At 63.3% G+C, this 16,789-nt stretch carries 11 protein-coding genes; 6 read left to right on the forward strand and 5 right to left on the reverse strand.

Annotated features, from left to right (window positions below):
* Positions 1 to 179: 179 nt before the first annotated feature.
* The 3 genes from AC1L34_RS08260 to AC1L34_RS08270 all read left to right on the forward strand — a co-directional run bounded on the left by AC1L34_RS08260 (position 180) and on the right by AC1L34_RS08270 (position 8,838).
* Positions 180 to 992, forward strand: a complete 813-nt coding sequence (locus AC1L34_RS08260; protein WP_424324521.1) for a hypothetical protein — start codon at positions 180 to 182, stop codon at positions 990 to 992.
* Positions 989 to 4,804: an ABC transporter ATP-binding protein gene (locus tag AC1L34_RS08265; RefSeq protein WP_480035271.1), complete on the forward strand. Its 3,816-nt coding sequence runs from the start codon at positions 989 to 991 to the stop codon at positions 4,802 to 4,804. The genes AC1L34_RS08260 and AC1L34_RS08265 overlap by 4 nt, the downstream gene beginning before the upstream one ends.
* 293 nt (positions 4,805 to 5,097) lie before the next feature.
* Positions 5,098 to 8,838 carry a multifunctional oxoglutarate decarboxylase/oxoglutarate dehydrogenase thiamine pyrophosphate-binding subunit/dihydrolipoyllysine-residue succinyltransferase subunit gene (locus tag AC1L34_RS08270; protein WP_480035272.1) on the forward strand — a complete coding sequence of 1,247 codons (3,741 nt, stop codon included), beginning with the start codon at positions 5,098 to 5,100 and terminating at the stop codon, positions 8,836 to 8,838.
* A 182-nt stretch (positions 8,839 to 9,020) separates the two neighbouring features.
* Here AC1L34_RS08270 and AC1L34_RS08275 read toward each other — a convergent pair whose 3' ends face one another.
* The gene (locus AC1L34_RS08275; protein WP_424296006.1) at positions 9,021 to 9,626 is read right to left on the reverse strand and encodes a TetR/AcrR family transcriptional regulator; all 606 of its coding nucleotides are present in this window, start codon (positions 9,624 to 9,626) and stop codon (positions 9,021 to 9,023) included.
* A 79-nt stretch (positions 9,627 to 9,705) separates the two neighbouring features.
* Here AC1L34_RS08275 and AC1L34_RS08280 point away from each other — a divergent pair, with 79 nt between their 5' ends.
* Positions 9,706 to 11,238 (forward strand): flavin-containing monooxygenase, encoded by a 1,533-nt coding sequence (locus AC1L34_RS08280; RefSeq protein ID WP_424296004.1) that lies wholly within the window; start codon positions 9,706 to 9,708, stop codon positions 11,236 to 11,238.
* A gap of 23 nt (positions 11,239 to 11,261) precedes the next feature.
* A complete protein-coding gene (locus tag AC1L34_RS08285) occupies positions 11,262 to 12,089 on the forward strand; it encodes an SDR family NAD(P)-dependent oxidoreductase (protein WP_424296002.1) in 828 nt (275 codons plus the stop codon).
* A gap of 121 nt (positions 12,090 to 12,210) precedes the next feature.
* On the opposite strand, the gene AC1L34_RS08290 is transcribed toward AC1L34_RS08285, so the two are convergent.
* Together AC1L34_RS08290 and AC1L34_RS08295 are read right to left on the reverse strand one after the other, a co-directional pair.
* Positions 12,211 to 13,089, reverse strand: coding sequence for a glycine betaine ABC transporter substrate-binding protein (locus AC1L34_RS08290; RefSeq protein ID WP_480035273.1), 879 nt, complete (start codon positions 13,087 to 13,089; stop codon positions 12,211 to 12,213).
* Between the two features lie 39 nt (positions 13,090 to 13,128).
* Positions 13,129 to 13,746, reverse strand: a complete 618-nt coding sequence (locus tag AC1L34_RS08295) for a MarC family protein (protein WP_424295997.1) — start codon at positions 13,744 to 13,746, stop codon at positions 13,129 to 13,131.
* 80 nt (positions 13,747 to 13,826) lie between these two features.
* Between AC1L34_RS08295 and AC1L34_RS08300 the strand changes: the two genes are divergently transcribed.
* Complete coding sequence (locus tag AC1L34_RS08300; RefSeq protein WP_424296012.1) at positions 13,827 to 14,930, forward strand: magnesium and cobalt transport protein CorA; 1,104 nt, start codon at positions 13,827 to 13,829, stop codon at positions 14,928 to 14,930.
* A 3-nt stretch (positions 14,931 to 14,933) separates the two neighbouring features.
* On the opposite strand, the gene AC1L34_RS08305 is transcribed toward AC1L34_RS08300, so the two are convergent.
* Entirely contained in the window at positions 14,934 to 15,503 is a 570-nt protein-coding gene (locus tag AC1L34_RS08305; RefSeq protein ID WP_424323864.1) for a suppressor of fused domain protein, read from the reverse strand.
* Positions 15,504 to 15,617: 114 nt separating this feature from the next.
* Positions 15,618 to 16,787: an ABC transporter ATP-binding protein gene (locus AC1L34_RS08310; protein WP_424295996.1), complete on the reverse strand. Its 1,170-nt coding sequence runs from the start codon at positions 16,785 to 16,787 to the stop codon at positions 15,618 to 15,620.
* Positions 16,788 to 16,789 lie beyond the last annotated feature (2 nt).

Consider the following 16,789-nt stretch of genomic DNA (forward strand, 5'->3'; position numbering starts at 1 on the left):
TAACACCGATCACCCACCGGCGATCAACTGCAAATCTCGGTAACGTCGAGAAGGAAAACGCATGGTTGCCGCTGGATTCGCCCACCACGGAATAATCCGGCAGCGCAACTGTTGTACGAAGGTGGTTCGCCGAACCCGATCGAATGATCTGACCGAACCGAAAGACAAGGGAGCGCGACATGCGCAAGAAGAACAACGCTGCACCGTCTACACCCCCCGCCTACCTGCCTGTTCCCGCCCGCGGCTCAATCGAGGGCGCCCCGGTCGTGGTGTCCGACGCCAACAAGGCGCTGCCCTTTGTCGGCACGCTGGTCGATAAAGCGCAGCGCCTGCAGCGTCCCGCCGTCGAAAAGTACGTCCGCCGGGTTCGCAACAAGTACCCCGACGAAGGTCCAGAGCAAGTCATTCGGCGCCTGGAAAAGCTGTACTTGAATACGGTCACCGCATCCGGTGGTGCCGTCGGTGCCACTGCCGCCATCCCCGGTGTCGGTACGGTCACCGCTCTCGGTGCCATCACGGCCGAGACCGCGGTCTTCATCGAGGCATCGGCACTGCTGGCGCTCGCGGTTGCCGAAGTTCACGGCATTGCACCGACTGATCACGAACGCCGCAAGACGCTCGTACTGGCAGTTGCCTTGGGCGAAGAGGGAGCCAACCTGGTTGGCAAGGCACTCGGAGCCAAGGGCGGCGATGCCATGGCCCGACTCGGCGTCCCGGGGCTGCCCGGCGTCAATATGTCGACCATCAATAAGAAACTCGCCAGCAAGTTCGCTCGCAAGTTGACCCTCGGCAAGGCGCCCGTGGTGATGGGCAAATTGGTGCCCGGTGGAATTGGCGCGGTCCTTGGTGGCGTCGGCAACCGTGCGCTCGGAACTCGCGTGATTCGCAACGCACGCGCGGCCTTCGGTCCCCCACCGCACTTCTGGATCAATGACGCCTGGACCACTGACGGAGAGGTGATCGCTCCGTACCGCTCAATCGAGGCCGGTTGACGACCGCGGTAACACCCGCCACCGACGGGTGGATCCGCAGACTCGTTGCGCAAGCGTTCCGGCATCGTCGACTGTTCATCACGATGATCTCGGTGACCCTCGGGGCCGTCGCCGTGGACTTGGTGACCCCGTTGATCACCAAGGCTGCGATCGACTCCGCAACCGGACAGTCCACAGTCTCGATTGCACTGTCCGTGCTGATTGCCGCGCTGCTCATTGGCGCCGTGGCACGCTACGGCTTTCAATTCGGGCGGCGGATGACCGCGGGGCGTATGTCCATCACGGTGCAAGACGACCTTCGCCGTGAACTCCTCGACACACTGCATCACGTCGACGGACCGTCCCGCGACACCATCCGCACCGGCCAGGTGGTTTCCCGGTCCATCTCCGACCTTCAGGTAGTTCAGTCCCTTCTGGCGATGGCACCGCTGTCGATCGGCGGTGCCGTCCAGGTGGTGCTGTCACTGGGGGTCATGGCCTGGCTCTCACCACTCCTCACTCTCGTAGCCGTCACCGTTGTGCCCACGATCGCCGTCATCGTCTACTACAGCCGCAAGCGTTTGTTCGCGGCCACCTGGGCTGCCCAGCAGGCAGCCGCCGAAGTGGCTGGTCACGTGGAAGAAACTGTCACGGGCGTCCGCGTGGTCAAAGGTTTCGGCCAGGAGCGACGCGCCACGGACGAACTCGCCAGGCTCGGCGACCGGCTGTACCGCTTCAAGTTGCGTGCCGCGCGCATCAGCGCCCGTTTTACCCCAACGATGGCTGCGATCCCCCAACTCGGCATGGTCGCCGTGATTGGTCTTGGCGGTTACCTGGTGTTCCTTGGCAACATCACCGCTGGCACGTTCCTCGCATTCTCCACCTACCTCGCGACGATGACCGGCCTGGCTCGCGTCCTCACCAACCTGGTGGTCAATGCGCAGCTAGCCGCCGCGGCGGTGACGCGCGTGTACGACGTCATCGACCACCCGCGCGATGACGCGTTCAACCAAACTGGCACTGCTCCGGTCGGACCGGTGGGTCTCACGTTCGACGACGTCGACCTCAGCTACGGCGACCGAGCGGTCCTGTCCGGCGTCGACCTCCACCTTCAGCCCGGCGAGTGCGTGGCCGTCGTCGGCGGCCCGGGATCGGGAAAGTCGACGCTCGCCGAACTGGTGACCGGGGCCTACCGTCCGGACGCCGGGAGCATCGCCCTTGTCGGGAGCGATGGCAGTCGTACTGAACTGTCAGATCTGAGCCCCGACGAGTTGTACAAAACGGTGGCCTTCGCTTTCGACGAGCCGTTCCTCTACTCAACTTCCATTGGCACCAACATTGCGCTCGGCCCGGCCGAACCCGACGACAGCGATGTCCCGGCGATCACGGCCGCGGCCCGCGCCGCGGCCGCCGACTTCGCCGCAGATCTCCCCGACGGCTACGACAGTCAGGTCGGCGAACGCGGCCTCACCCTGTCTGGCGGGCAGCGTCAACGCATCGCTCTGGCGCGCGCCCTCTACCAGCGTGCCCGCGTGTTGGTTCTCGACGACGCGACCTCTGCCGTCGACGCGGCTACCGAGGCCCGTATCTTTGGGCACTTCCGGTCGCTCGGCACCACGATGCTGGTTCTTGCCCACCGCAGTTCCACCCTGACAATCGCCGACCGTGTCGCCGTTCTCGACGGCGGCAAAGTCGTCGACATTGGCACCGTTTCAGAGCTCACCGAACGCAGTGAACGCTTCCGCGAACTCATGTCGGCGACGGACACTCCCGAACAGCGGGCGGCCGCTGCGGCCAGCGTAGAACGACAGCAATCGATTGACGTCGCGGACCTGTGGCCCGGCGGTGTCGACACTCCCGCACCTACGGCACGACGGGAATCAACCGCGCCTCAACGGTTTGGTCCCGGCAGTGGCGGTCGTAGCGGGGCTCTGGGTTCCATGCCCGCCACGCCGGAAATCCGGGCCGCAGTCGATGCACTGCCCCCGGCTGACGAAGCACCACACGTCGACGTCGCCGCCGCTCGCGCCGAACGTTCGACCTTCAGTCTCCGCCAGATTCTGCGGCCGGTGCGGTGGCTCTTGGCAGTTGTGGTCGCGACAATTGCCGCGGACACGCTCATCGGCTTGGCTTTCCCGACCCTGGCCCGGAAGGTGCTGGATGCCAGCTCCGGGACCGACGCCAAGGTCATCGGGATCGCGACGTTGGTCGGTGTCGCGCTCACGTTGGCCGCCTGGATCGCGGGTGCCATCAACGTCCTCTCCGCAACCCGTGCGGGCGAACGCGTGCTGTACGCGCTGCGTATCCGTAGCTACGCCCACCTGCAGCGACTCGGCCTCGACTACTACGAACGTGAACTGTCTGGCCGCATCATGACCCGCATGACCACCGACGTCGACGCCCTATCTGGCTTCGTCCAGAACGGTTTGTCGTCGGCCGTCATCGCCGTACTGACCCTGTTCGGCGTTTCGGCTGCGCTATTGGCCACCGACTGGCAGCTGGCGCTGGTGATCGCGCCGGTCTTCCCCCTGCTGTTGATCGCGACCTTTTATTTCCGCCGCTACTCGTCGAACGCCTACACGCGGACTCGTGAGTTGGTTTCTGCGGTCAACGCCGATTTCCAAGAGAACATCGCTGGGTTGGCGACGACTCGCGTCTACCGGCATATTCCGGCCGCCCGTGCCGAGTTCGGCCGCCGGAGCGACGCGTGGGTTTCCGCGCGCATGGATTCCCAACGGGCCATTTCGCTGTACTTCCCGTTCATTACGTTCTGTTCGGAAGCTGCGACCGCCGTGGTCCTTGGATTGGGCGCACATCAGGTGATTTCCGGTGACCTGTCATCGGGAACCTTGATCGCGTTTGTCCTCTACTTGGGCATGCTTTTTGGTCCGGTGCAGCAGTTGACCTCGGTATTCGATTCGTACCAGCAGGCAGCTGTTGGATTGCGCCGCATCCGCGATCTGTTACTCACCCCCAGTTCGCTCGTCGACGCACCCCTCGCCGACACCGAAGTCAGCGCACGGGACCTGGCGGCCCCGGCCTACGACGGCGACGTCCGCTTTGATGACGTGTCTTTCCGCTATTCCGGTGCCGAGTCCGACGCCCTCCGCGGCGTCAGCTTGCACATTCCGGCTGGCACCTCACTGGCGCTTGTCGGAACCACCGGTGCAGGCAAGTCGACGATCGTTAAATTGCTTGCCCGCTTCTACGACCCCACGATGGGTACTGTCCGCATGGACGGCACCGACCTGCGCGAGATCGAGTTGCATCGCTACCGGAGTCGGCTCGGGGTGGTTCCGCAGGAGCCACACCTGTTTGCCGGGACGGTTGCCGACAACATCGCCTATGGGCGGCCGGGGGCCTCCCGCGAGCTAATCGCGCAAGCCGCCCGCCGTGTCGGTGCCGCGGCGATGATCGCCGACCTCCCGGGTGGCATGGAGTTCCCGATTGCTGAACGTGGCCGCGGACTTTCCTCCGGCCAACGGCAACTGATTGCCTTGGCCCGCGCGGAACTCGTCGAACCCGATCTCATCCTGCTCGACGAGGCCACCGCTACCCTCGACCAAGCAACGGAGGCGCAAGTTCTCGCCGCTGGCGAGGCACTGTCGCGGCGTCGCAGCAGCGTGATCGTGGCCCACCGGTTGGCGACCGCCGCGCGCGCGGACACGATCGCGGTTGTCGAGGATGGCCAAATCGTGGAATGCGGAACACACAGCGAACTGGTCGAGGCTGACGGACCGTATCGACGACTCTGGGATGCGGGCGTCTCGCCTGACGACTGCGAGAGCGACACCGTCACGGACCGCGACCGGCAGGTCGCGACCAGCAGATGACTGCACAACGAGAAGCCGTAGCTTGCGGGTTATGCCACGAAGCCGCGAATCCGGCACAAACTAAGGGCGACACACACCACAATTCAGACAAAACCGGACGGCGAACTGCCGTCAATCGCGTGATTTTGACCACTAATCGAATACCTAGCTGGTCAGGGTCGCACACTTTCCACTTGTCGAGAGCCGCCCGCGTACCATCGATGAATGGTAGGTCGGCTGCGGTTCACAAGATCACGTCGGCCGAGCGCTAAAGATCAACAGAACACCCCGGTGAATTGAGGCGAGACAACGCTGTGAGCAGTTCGATTTCCGAATCAGACTTCGGACAAAACGAGTGGCTGGTTGAGGAGATGTACCAGCGATTCCAGACCAACCCCGAATCAGTCGATCCGAGCTGGCACGAGCTACTCAAGAACTACCGTCCCTCCTCGACGGCTTCGGCAACCCCTGCAACGCCCGCAGCCCCCGCCGCTGCGGCCGCCCCCGCAGCACCCGCTGCACCCGCTGCCACCGTCGCTTCTAAGCGCGCGGTCACGCTCGACACCGAGCCCACGAAGAATTCCGCGGTGACGCGCACCCCAGCTCCCGCCCGTGAAGCGCCGGCAACCAAGGCCGCTTCGGGTTCGAGTATGGCGGCCTCGGCCAGCAAGTCGGTCGACGACACCGCGACCGAAACGAACCAGGTTCTCCGCGGACCCGCCGCCGCCATCGTGCGCAACATGAATTCCTCGCTTGAGGTTCCCACTGCGACGAGCGTCCGTGCCATCCCGGCGAAGCTGATGATCGACAACCGCATTGTCATCAATAACCATTTGGCGCGTACCCGCGGCGGCAAGGTCAGCTTCACCCATTTGCTCGGCTATGCGATCGTTCAGGCGGTCAAGTCCTTCCCCAGCATGAACCGGCACTTTGCCCAGATCGACGGCAAGCCGAACGTTGTCACGCCTGCACACACCAACCTCGGTTTGGCGATCGACCTCAAGGGCAAGAATGGTGCCCGCACCCTCGTCGTCGCCGCTATCAAGAAGTGCGAAACGTTGAGCTTCTCGGCGTTCGTTGACGCCTACGAGGACATCGTTCGACGCGCACGCGACGGCAAGTTGGGTGCGGACGACTTCGCTGGCGTCACCATCTCGCTGACCAACCCCGGCACCATCGGCACCGTGCACTCGGTGCCGCGTCTGATGCAGGGCCAGGGCACGATCATCGGTGCTGGTGCCATGGAGTACCCCGCCGAGTTCCAGGGTGCCAGCGACGAACAACTCGCGGCCATGGGCGTTGGCAAGCTGATTACCCTCACCTCGACCTACGACCATCGCATCATTCAGGGCGCGGAGTCCGGTGACTTCCTGCGGACGATCCACAACCTGCTGATCGACGACAGCTTCTGGGATGAGCTTTTCACCGCTCTGCAGATTCCGTACGAGCCGGTCCGCTGGCGTCGGGACATCCCCGAGGGCTCGATCGATAAGACGACCCGCGTCCTCGAGTTGATTGCCGCCTACCGCAACCGCGGACATCTGATGGCGGACACCGACCCGTTGATGATGGATACGGCCGCCCGGGTGGCACACCCGGACCTTGACGTACTGACCTACGGTTTGACGCTGTGGGACTTGGATCGCTCGTTTAAGGTCGGCGGCTTCCACGGCCAGTCCGATATGAAGCTGCGCGAAGTCCTCGCCATCTTGCGCGATGCCTACTGCCGCCACATCGGTGTCGAGTACACGCACATTTTGGATCCGGAGCAGCAGCGTTGGCTGCAGGATCGGGTGGAGATCAAGCACGCCAAGCCATCGGTTGCCGAGCAGAAGTACATCCTGAGCAAGCTCAACGCCGCTGAGGCTTTCGAGACTTTCCTGGCAACCAAGTACGTCGGCCAGAAGCGCTTCTCGCTCGAGGGTGCCGAGTCGGTCATCCCGATGATGGATGCGGTCCTGGACCAGGGTGCCGAGCACGGCCTCGAAGAGGTTGTCATTGGCATGCCGCACCGCGGACGCCTCAACGTTCTCGCGAACATTGTCGGCAAGCCGTACTCCAAGATCTTCACCGAGTTCGAGGGCAATCTCGGCCCCGCCGAGGCTCACGGTTCGGGCGACGTGAAGTACCACCTCGGTTCCGAGGGCAAGTACTACCAAATGTTCGGCGACAACGAGATCACCGTCTCGCTGACCGCTAACCCGAGCCACCTCGAGGCCGTCGACCCGGTCCTGGAAGGCATCGTCCGCGCCAAGCAGGATCAGATGGCCGACGGTCACCCGTTCGCGGTCATGCCCCTCATGCTGCACGGCGATGCCGCGTTCGCAGGTCAGGGTGTTGTCGCCGAAGTCCTGAACATGTCGATGCTGAATGGCTACCGCACCGGCGGTACGGTCCACATCGTCGTCAACAACCAGGTTGGCTTTACCACCGCACCCGAGTACTCGCGGTCGACGCAGTACTGCACCGATATCGCCAAGATGATTGGCGCGCCAATCTTCCACGTCAATGGCGACGATCCCGAGGCTTGCGTCTGGGCTGCCAAGTTGGCCGTCGACTACCGCGAAGCATTCAACCGCGACGTCGTCATCGACCTCGTCTGCTACCGCCGCCGCGGCCACAATGAGGGCGACGATCCGTCGATGACTCAGCCGGCCATGTACGACGTGATCGACAACCTGCGCAGCGTCCGTAAGAGCTACACCGAAGCGTTGATCGGCCGCGGTGACATCTCCACCAAGGAAGCCGAAGACGCTCTGCGCGACTACCAGGGCCAGCTTGAACGGGTCTTCGTCGAGGTCAAGGAACTGGAGCGGTACACGCCGGAGGCTTCCCCGTCGGTCGAGGGCGATCAGACCCTTCGCACCCAGCTCGTCACGGCTGTCTCGCAGGAGAAGCTTGCCGAGATCGGCGACGCGTTCGGGAATCTGCCGGAGGGCTTTACCGCGCACCCGCGCGTGCGCCCAGTCATTAAGCGCAGGCATGAGATGCCCGTCAAGGGCGACATCGATTGGGCGTTCGCTGAGCTTCTCGCGTTCGGCACCCTGGTGCAGGAAGGCAAAACGGTTCGTCTGTCCGGCCAGGACTCGCGCCGCGGCACGTTCACTCAGCGCCACTCGGTCCTCATTGACCGGGAGAACGGCTCTGAGTACACGCCGCTAAACCATCTGCCCGACGCTTCGGGCCGATTCCTGGTCTACGACTCCCCACTCAGTGAGTTCGGTGTCCTCGGCTTTGAGTACGGCTACGCCGTCGCCGACCCCGAAGCCTTGGTCCTGTGGGAAGCGCAGTTCGGTGACTTCGTCAATGGCGCGCAGTCGATCATCGACGAGTTCATCAGCTCGGGCGAAGCCAAGTGGGGCCAGCGCAGCGACGTCGTGCTGCTGTTGCCGCACGGCCATGAAGGTCAGGGCCCGGATCATACGTCGGGTCGCATTGAGCGTTTCCTTCAGCTGTGTGCCGAGGGCTCGATGACGGTCGCACTGCCGTCGACTCCCGCGAGCTACTTCCACCTGCTGCGTCGCCACGTGCACGATGGCATCAGCCGCCCGCTGGTGGTCTTCACTCCGAAGTCGATGCTGCGTAATAAGGCTGCGGTGTCGCCGGTTGAGGAATTCACCGACGGCAAGTTCCTGTCGGTCATCGACGACCCGAAGTTCACCCATCGGGGTGGCGACCGGTCCAAGGTGAAGCGTGTTCAGTTGGTCAGCGGCAAGCTGTACTACGAGCTCGCCGCCCGCCAGGAGAAGGAAGGTCGCGACGACATTGCGATCGTCCGCGTCGAGCAGTTGTACCCGGTGCCCTACCGTCGTTTGGCACGCACGTTGGAGCAGTACCCCAACGCCGGCGACTTCGTGTGGGTTCAGGAAGAGCCTGCCAACCAGGGTCCGTGGCCGTTCCTCGGCCTGTGGCTTCCGGAGATGCTGCCCGAGTTGCTCGGTGGCCTGCGCCGCATCTCGCGTCGCGCCATGTCGGCCCCGTCGTCGGGTTCCAGCAAGGTGCACGCCGTGGAGCAGCAAGAGATCGTCGACGAAGCCTTCACGCCCATCGTCTAAGCATTAACCGAGTACGCCCCGCCGGATTTCCGGCGGGGCGTTTCTCATACCGCGCTCGCTTCGCTCCCGCCGTTCTCGCATGATGCGTCGATTCCCGCACTATGTCTGACATAGTGCGGGAATCGACGCATCATGCGAGAACGAGCCGGGGCGAGAACGAGCCGGGGCGAGGGCGGGAGGGGCTAGTCCGCGGCGGTGACGGAACTGACGAGTCCCGCGAGAGAGGGCAGGGCTCCGACGAAGATGGCGATGAGTTCGTCACGGGAGACGACGGGATTTTCCAGCCAGCGAACAAGCATCTCTTCGACGAATGCCACCCACCCGGCGACGGCCAATTCGACGGCCGGAGTGCGTTCAAGACCGAGGAGTCCGGCTCGGGACAGGATCCGCTCAGACATCGCCGCACGCGTGCGTTCGGCGACTTCCCGAATCGCATCGTCGGCGCTCGCCGATCCCCTAATGACGCTGATAAATCCGCGCCCGTTCGCCGCTACGTAGTCGACGTAGGAGCCAACCGAGGCGTACAGCATCGCGATCGGGTCACCGAGATCTTCCTGCGGCTCGGTGCGCGCCAGCATCTCCTGGGCCTGCTCCGAAATCAGGCACAGGTGAAAGTCGGCTTTCGACTCAAAATAGTGAAAGAGCAGGCCTTTTGAAACGCCTGCAGCTTCGGCGACAGTCTCCATCGTAATGAGTTCCAGGGGCTGGTCCCGCGCCATTTCCACACCGAGGTCGATGAGCTGACGGCGCCGTGCAGCGGGGCTCATTCGCGTTCGAGGAGTGGTCATGTCTTCCAACCTATGCCCTTATTGACCAAGATTCAATTACCTATTGACTCATGGTCAACACGCCCTTATCGTGGTGACTATGACAACGCATGATGTAGAGATCGCGATCATCGGAGCCGGCTTCTCCGGCCTCGGCGCAGCTATCAAGCTGAGCCAGGACGGTATCGACGACTTCGTTCTGTTCGACCGCGGCGCCGACTTCGGCGGCACCTGGCGCGACAATGTGTACCCCGGTGCAGCGTGCGACGTCCCGTCACATCTGTACTCGTACTCGTTTGCCCTCAACCCCGACTGGTCCCGGTCGTATTCACACCAGCCGGAGATTCATCGCTACATCAACGACGTCGCCGACCAGTACGGCGTCCGTGACAAGGCGCGGTTCGGCAGTGACGTCACCCACGCGGAATGGGATGAGGCCGCCGGACATTGGCGCATCGACTACGTTCGCGACGGACAGAAGCAGTCCATCACGGCACGGACCGTGGTCGGCGGCATCGGCCCCCTGTGCGAACCAAACCTCCCCGACATTGACGGGATCGATTCGTTCCAGGGCAAAATCGTTCACACCTCCCGGTGGGACACCGACTTCGATTACTCCGGCAAGAACGTCGCCGTCATCGGAACCGGCGCCTCGGCCATCCAAGTGGTCCCGCAGCTCGGCAAGGTCGTGAACCACATGGATGTCTACCAGCGCACCGCGCCGTGGATCATCCCCCGCAACGAACGACCCTATCTCGGCGCCGAAAAGTGGGCCTTTAAGCACGTCCCCGGCCTGCAGTCCGCCATCCGCGGCACCATCTACTCCGGCAGCGAGTTTGTTGCCGCCGGCATGACCTACGCCCCGAAGGCACTCAAGCCCGTCGAGTTTCTCTCCCGCGGCAACATCTTCCGCGGCATCCGCGACCCGGAACTCCGCAAGGCGGTAACCCCAAAGTTCGCGGTCGGCTGCAAACGAATTCTGAAGTCAAACGACTGGTACCCGACCCTCGATCAGGACAACGTCGAGTTGGTGACCGACGGTATCGACCGCATCACTCCCACCGGTGTCGTAACCAAAGACGGTACCGCCCGCGACGTTGACGTTCTCGTCGTTGCCACCGGGTTCCATGTCACTGACTCACCGGTCTTCGACACCATCGTTGGCGCCAACGGACAGAGCCTCGCCCAGGTCTGGGCCCAGGACGGTATGCAGGCCTACAAGGGTTCGTTCGTTCACGGCTTCCCGAACCTGATGTTGCTGATTGGCCCGTCGACCGGTCTCGGCCACAGCTCGATGGTCTACATGATCGAATCTCAACTCAACTATCTCGTCGACTATGTCCGCAAGACGCACGCACGCGGCATTGTTCGTACCGACGTGAAGCACGACGTCCAAGACGCGTACAACAGCGGCTTGCAGCGCACCCTCCGCAACAGCGTGTGGGTTACCGGCGGCTGCGCGTCCTGGTACAAGGATCACACCGGCAAGATCACCGCCCTGTGGCCGGGATTCACGTTCAGTTTCCGCAATGCAACACGGTCTTTCGACCTTGACGCCTACGAGACCGTGACTGCAGAGCAGCCCGCGGCGCCAGCCAACGAATCTTCCGAGCCGGCCATCGCGACCGTCTAACTACTAACCTCAGGAGACATTTCATGAAGGACTTCAAGAACAAGGTCGTCGTCATCACCGGTGCGGGCTCAGGCATGGGCCGCGACCTCGCGGTGCAACTCGCCGAACGAGGCGCCAAGGTCGCCATCTCCGACGTCGACCCCGCTGGTCTCGCCGAAACCGAACGCCTCGTTGCCGCCACCGGCGCCCAGGTACACAGTCAGATTCTCAACGTCGCTGAGCGCGAAGCGATGCTCGAGTACGCCGACACTGTTGCCGCACACTTCGGCACGGTCAACGCCATTTTCAACAACGCCGGTATCGCTCATCATGGCGAGGTCGAAACCATGGAGTTCAAGGACATTGAACGCGTCATGGACATCGATTACTGGGGTGTCGTCAACGGCACCAAGGCTTTCCTGCCGTACTTGATTGCCTCCGGTGACGGGCATGTCGTCAATACCTCGTCACTGTTTGGCCTCCTGGCCGAGCCCGGTCAGGCCGCCTACAATTCGGCGAAGTTCGCGGTACGCGGTTTCACCGAGGCCCTCAACCAGGAAATGATCATCGCCAAACATCCGGTGAAAGTGACGTGCGTTCACCCCGGCGGCATCAAGACCGCCATCGCCCGCAACGCCACGACTTCCGGTGATCACGACCAGGCGAAAACCGCCGAATTGTTCGACAAGTACCTGGCCAACACCAGTTCCGAGAAGGCTGCCCAGATCATCATCAAGGCCGTCGAACGTGAGCACGCCCGCGTCCTCGTCGGTGCCGACGCCAAGGTCCTCGACCTCGCGGTTCGCGTCGTCGCCTCCAGTTACCAGGGCATCAGTGCCCGACTGACGGGATGGGCTCTCAAGAAGGCCTAACCGCGCACAATCCACTGCGGCCCGCCGACGACGATTTCTTGTCGGGCGGGCCGCAGTTTTTCGTTTCAGCCTCCGAAATGTTGAACTCCGACCGAAAATAAGTCGCCCGGGGCGCGCAGCCTTACACGCCGTGCGTACTAACCCACTCGCTAGCGACGACAGCGGGATCAGCACCGTTCGCGACACGCTCTGACATCGCAACCACATCGGCGGACGTTAACTCGCCCGCGACGCGGCTCAGCGCCTTCATCTGTGACTTTCCGATGCTCCCGCTCCGGAACACCGGCACCAGATCTTCGGCCATCGGTCCGGCATCGGCCGACCGGACGGCGATAACGGTGTCTTGGCCGACCAGCGTACCCGCCGCCTCCAAGCCGGTCAGCGTCCCCAACGCGCGCGAGTCGCGGACGGCGGCAAGCACCTGCGCGGGAGACTGCTGGTCGACAATCGACCCAAAGCGACACACCTCGAACGACCGTCGTTCCTCCGATGTCAGGATCCCGGTCGTCACTAGAGGTAGCCCGGCTGGCAGTACCGCGCAGTCGGAAAGGTCAGCCAAGCCGGAGGTACCGATGAGGCTCTCTGCGACGACGAGTTGCCGCCGGTTGCTGACCGATGCCGGATCGCCAATCGTGACTCCCTGCGGCAGTGCACGATTGACGGCCGTCGCTACCTCGTCCCCCGTGACGGCAGTCGGTGCGGGCGTCAGCGTCGTCAGCAGGTCCCCGGTGAAGGCCGGGAACAGATCCACCTCCCCTTCGGCAGCACGCTCCAGCAGTCGACGGTCTCCCGCGACCTCATCGGTGACGTCGACCCAAACACCGGTCCGCGCCAACGCCTTGGCGTACACCTGCGCCGCGACCCGCATGGAGACGGTGCCGTCGCTGCTGACACGCAAGGGCACTTGGTTATCGGACCCGCATGCGCTCAGCAGCGTTGCCGCGGTCGCGGCCGTCGCAACCAGTACGGCGGTACGTCGAAAGAATCCTCGAATAGCCATCACAGCCAGAATAGTCACCGCCGGGGCAACCCCACGCACTCAAGCCGTCGCTGCGAAACCGATAACTGACGTGGCGATCAATTGGACGGCGATCGCTGCCAGCAGCAGGCCAGCAATCTTCGCCAGCAGGGTAATGCCACCAATTTTCAACACGCGAATCAACGTCGTCGAATAGAACAGCGCCAACGCGACCACCACGTGCGCGGTCAAGATGGCTGCGGCGATCGCGAGGTAGGCCCCCACATCGCCGTGACTCTCACTGACGGCCACGATCACCGCGGCGATCGCCCCCGGCCCGGCAAGGAGCGGAGTGCCGAGCGGCACGAGTGCGACGTTCACGTCGTCGGAGGCCTGACCAGCCGTCGAGACGCCCATACCCGTCAACAATTGCAACGCCACGAGCAGCAACAGGAGCCCACCGGCGCCCTGCAACGCGGGGATGCCGATGTGCAGGTAGCCGAGGATGGCACGACCACCAACGGCGAACAGACTAATCACGAACAACGACACCAGCGGCGCCTGCCACGCCGCCTTTCTCCGGTACTCCACCGAGCGTCGTCCCACCAGCGACAAGAACACGGGCACTTGGCCTGGCGGGTCCATAATCACGATCAGCGTGATCGCTGTCGCTGCATAGACGGTCATGTCGAAAGGCACGATGTCGAGTGTAAAGGCGCGGGTTAACACCGGTACACGCGTGCAGTAGCTATGGTCGATGAGTGCCATCGATGCCGAGAATGCTGCAGCCCGGAAACCGCGGGCCGGGAAAGGTCCCGCCAGCCAAGGGACCGGACTTCCCGACGCCCCCGGTACCGGTCTCACAGGCAGTCGTCGACTGCGCCGTGTACGTCGACGGAGTGCGCCGCACCGAGTCGCATGATTTCCGCCAAGCCCTTGCCTGGGTTCGAGCCGAAGGAAGAGGCTTCGTGTGGCTGGGCCTGCATCACCCCAGCGACCAGCAGATGACCGACGTCGGCGAAGCATTCGGCCTGCACCCCTTGATGGTGGAGGACGCCGTCCACGCCCACCAGCGTCCGAAACTTGAACTGTACGACGACACCCGGTTCATGGTGCTTCGAACGCTCACCTACGTCGACCACGAGGACGACGATGTCGCCAATGACATTGTGGAAACCGGCGAAATCATGGTTCTCGCCGGCGACAACTTCGTCATCACCGTCCGGCACGGTGAACACACCCACCTCGCCGGTGTGCGACGCCTGCTGGAACACCGTCCCGAGCAGTTGAAGTTGGGTCCCGCGGCCGTGATGCACGCCGTCGCAGACCATGTGGTCGACGCATACCTGCGGGTCGTCGGTGAAATGGAATCCGATGTCGACGACTTGGAGGAGCGCGTCTTCGACGCACCGTCCGGCGACGTCGACATCGACGTGGTTTACCTGTTTAAGCGGGAAGTGCTGGAAATGCGGCGGGCGGTCCACCCGCTCGGTTTGCCGCTGCTGCAACTGTCGGACAACAAGTCGCCGATCGAATGGTCGAACCTCACCCAGGGCGGCAAGGAAATTCGCCGACACTTCCGCGACGTCGCCGACCACTTGACCACCGTCAACGACATGGTCACCGAATACGATGAGCGGTTGACTGCCCTGTTAAATGCCGCCGCCACCAAAGTCAGCATCCAAATGAACACCGACATGCGCAAGATCTCCGCGTGGGCCGCCATAGCGGCAGTACCAACGGCAGCTGCGGGCATCTATGGCATGAACTTCGATCACATGCCCGAATTGCATTGGCAGTACAGCTATCCGGTGCTTGTCGCCCTGCTGCTTACCGTCTGCTTCACGCTGTGGCGCGTGTTCCACCGCCACGACTGGTTGTAATCGTCAAGCTGGAGTGACTGCCGTTCGCTGCGGGTCCGTTGGGTCAGTGCCCGCCTCGGCCCACGCTTCGCGCAGTGCTCCGGCACCCTTAAGGCGGACCCACGCCGCCTCATTGGCAGTGATGGGGATGGCGCGGAGAAACTGCACGGGATCGTAGGGGTCGGCCAACTCGAGGTTCGCCACGTCCGGGTCTGCTTCCAAGAGGAACGCGGTACAGATGGCACCGACCCACAACGGGGCCTGGAGATCCACGAGCGAATCCTCGGCGAGGATCAGCCCCTCGATCGACGGGGCCGCAGCCAAGGTCGCCAGAGACTTGTGCAGTCCCTGCAATCCGGCCGTTGCCCGCATCGTCACGGTCACCTCCGCACGAGGTCCGCGCTGCGGATCCGGCGCGAAGTCGGACGGGTCGTGCATGGGATGCCGCGCACAACCGACCGTCGCGAATACCACGTCACGTTGGCGAACAAACCGCAACACGTCGATGGGTTCCACACCGAGGAACGTGACAGAGGCACGTTGAGGGTCGGACCCGAAGGTCCCCGTCAGGTGCTCGGCAACCTGCTCGATGATAGAGCCGGCGGGCTTGGATCCGAAAGACAAACTCACCTGTCCAGTCAAGCACGTCGGTTCGTCAGCCTTCGAGTAAGCCGGGCGCACTCAGTACGCCCGAGTCACCGAGAAGCACTATCGCAGGCTCTGACCGCTCGCGGTGTCGAAGACGTGGACGTGGCTCGGATCGAATCCCAAATTGATCGCTTCGCCGCGAATGACGCGTGACGCTGGCGACAGCCGAGCCACCTTCTGCCCGCCCTCGGTGGTGCTGCCAAGGTCGGCGGCAAGCTCGTTGAGCACGCCCATCGCCTGCCCCGGCGCATCGAGGCGGAAGTAGGCGAACTTGTCCGACCCCATCGATTCCATGACGTCCACGGTCACCGGGAACTCGACGGTTCCGCCGGGGTGCCCGGGCGGCAGTAGCGCGACATCCTCAAGGTGCTCGGGACGGATTCCCACCAGGACCTCGCCGTTACTGTTGATCTGCTGGGCACGGGCGGTGACGTTCGGAGCGTCAGCCAACGGGATGGGACCAATTACCGAGTCAATGCCATTGGCCGTCAGGCGACCGGGGATGAAGTTCATCGCGGGCGAGCCGATAAAACCCGCGACGAACAGGTTGACGGGATGGTCGTACAGGTCCTGCGGTGCACCGACCTGCTGAACGTCGCCAGCCCGCATCACGACGACGCGGTCGCCGAGCGTCATAGCTTCAGTCTGATCGTGGGTCACGTACACGGTTGTGGTGCCCAGTCGCTTCTGCAGCAACGCGATCTCGGTACGCATCTGCACACGCAGCTTGGCGTCAAGGTTCGACAGCGGCTCATCCATCAGGAATGCGTTCGGCGTGCGCACAATCGCGCGTCCCATCGCGACACGCTGCCGCTGACCACCGGACAGGTTCGCCGGCTTGCGATCGAGGTACTCGGTGAGGTCAAGCATCGTCGCCGCATCGTTGACACGGCGAGCGATCTCCGCCTTGTCGACCTTAGCCAAGCTCAGTGGGAACGCAATGTTCTCGCGGACCGTCATGTGCGGATACAGCGCGTAACTCTGGAAGACCATCGCGATATCGCGGTCTTTCGGAGCCGTCTCGTTCATCCGCGTGCCGCCGATGCGCAATTCACCGCTGCTGATGTCTTCCAGACCGGCAATCATGTTGAGGGTCGTCGACTTACCGCAACCCGAGGGCCCCACCAAGATGATGAACTCGCCCTCGGAAATGGTGAGGTCGAAGTCGTGCACGGCTGTCGAGCCGTCCGGGTACTGCTTGGAAACGTTCTCCAGAACGATGTCGGCCATGG

The sequence above is a fragment of the Gordonia sp. 34D genome (assembly GCF_056682775.1).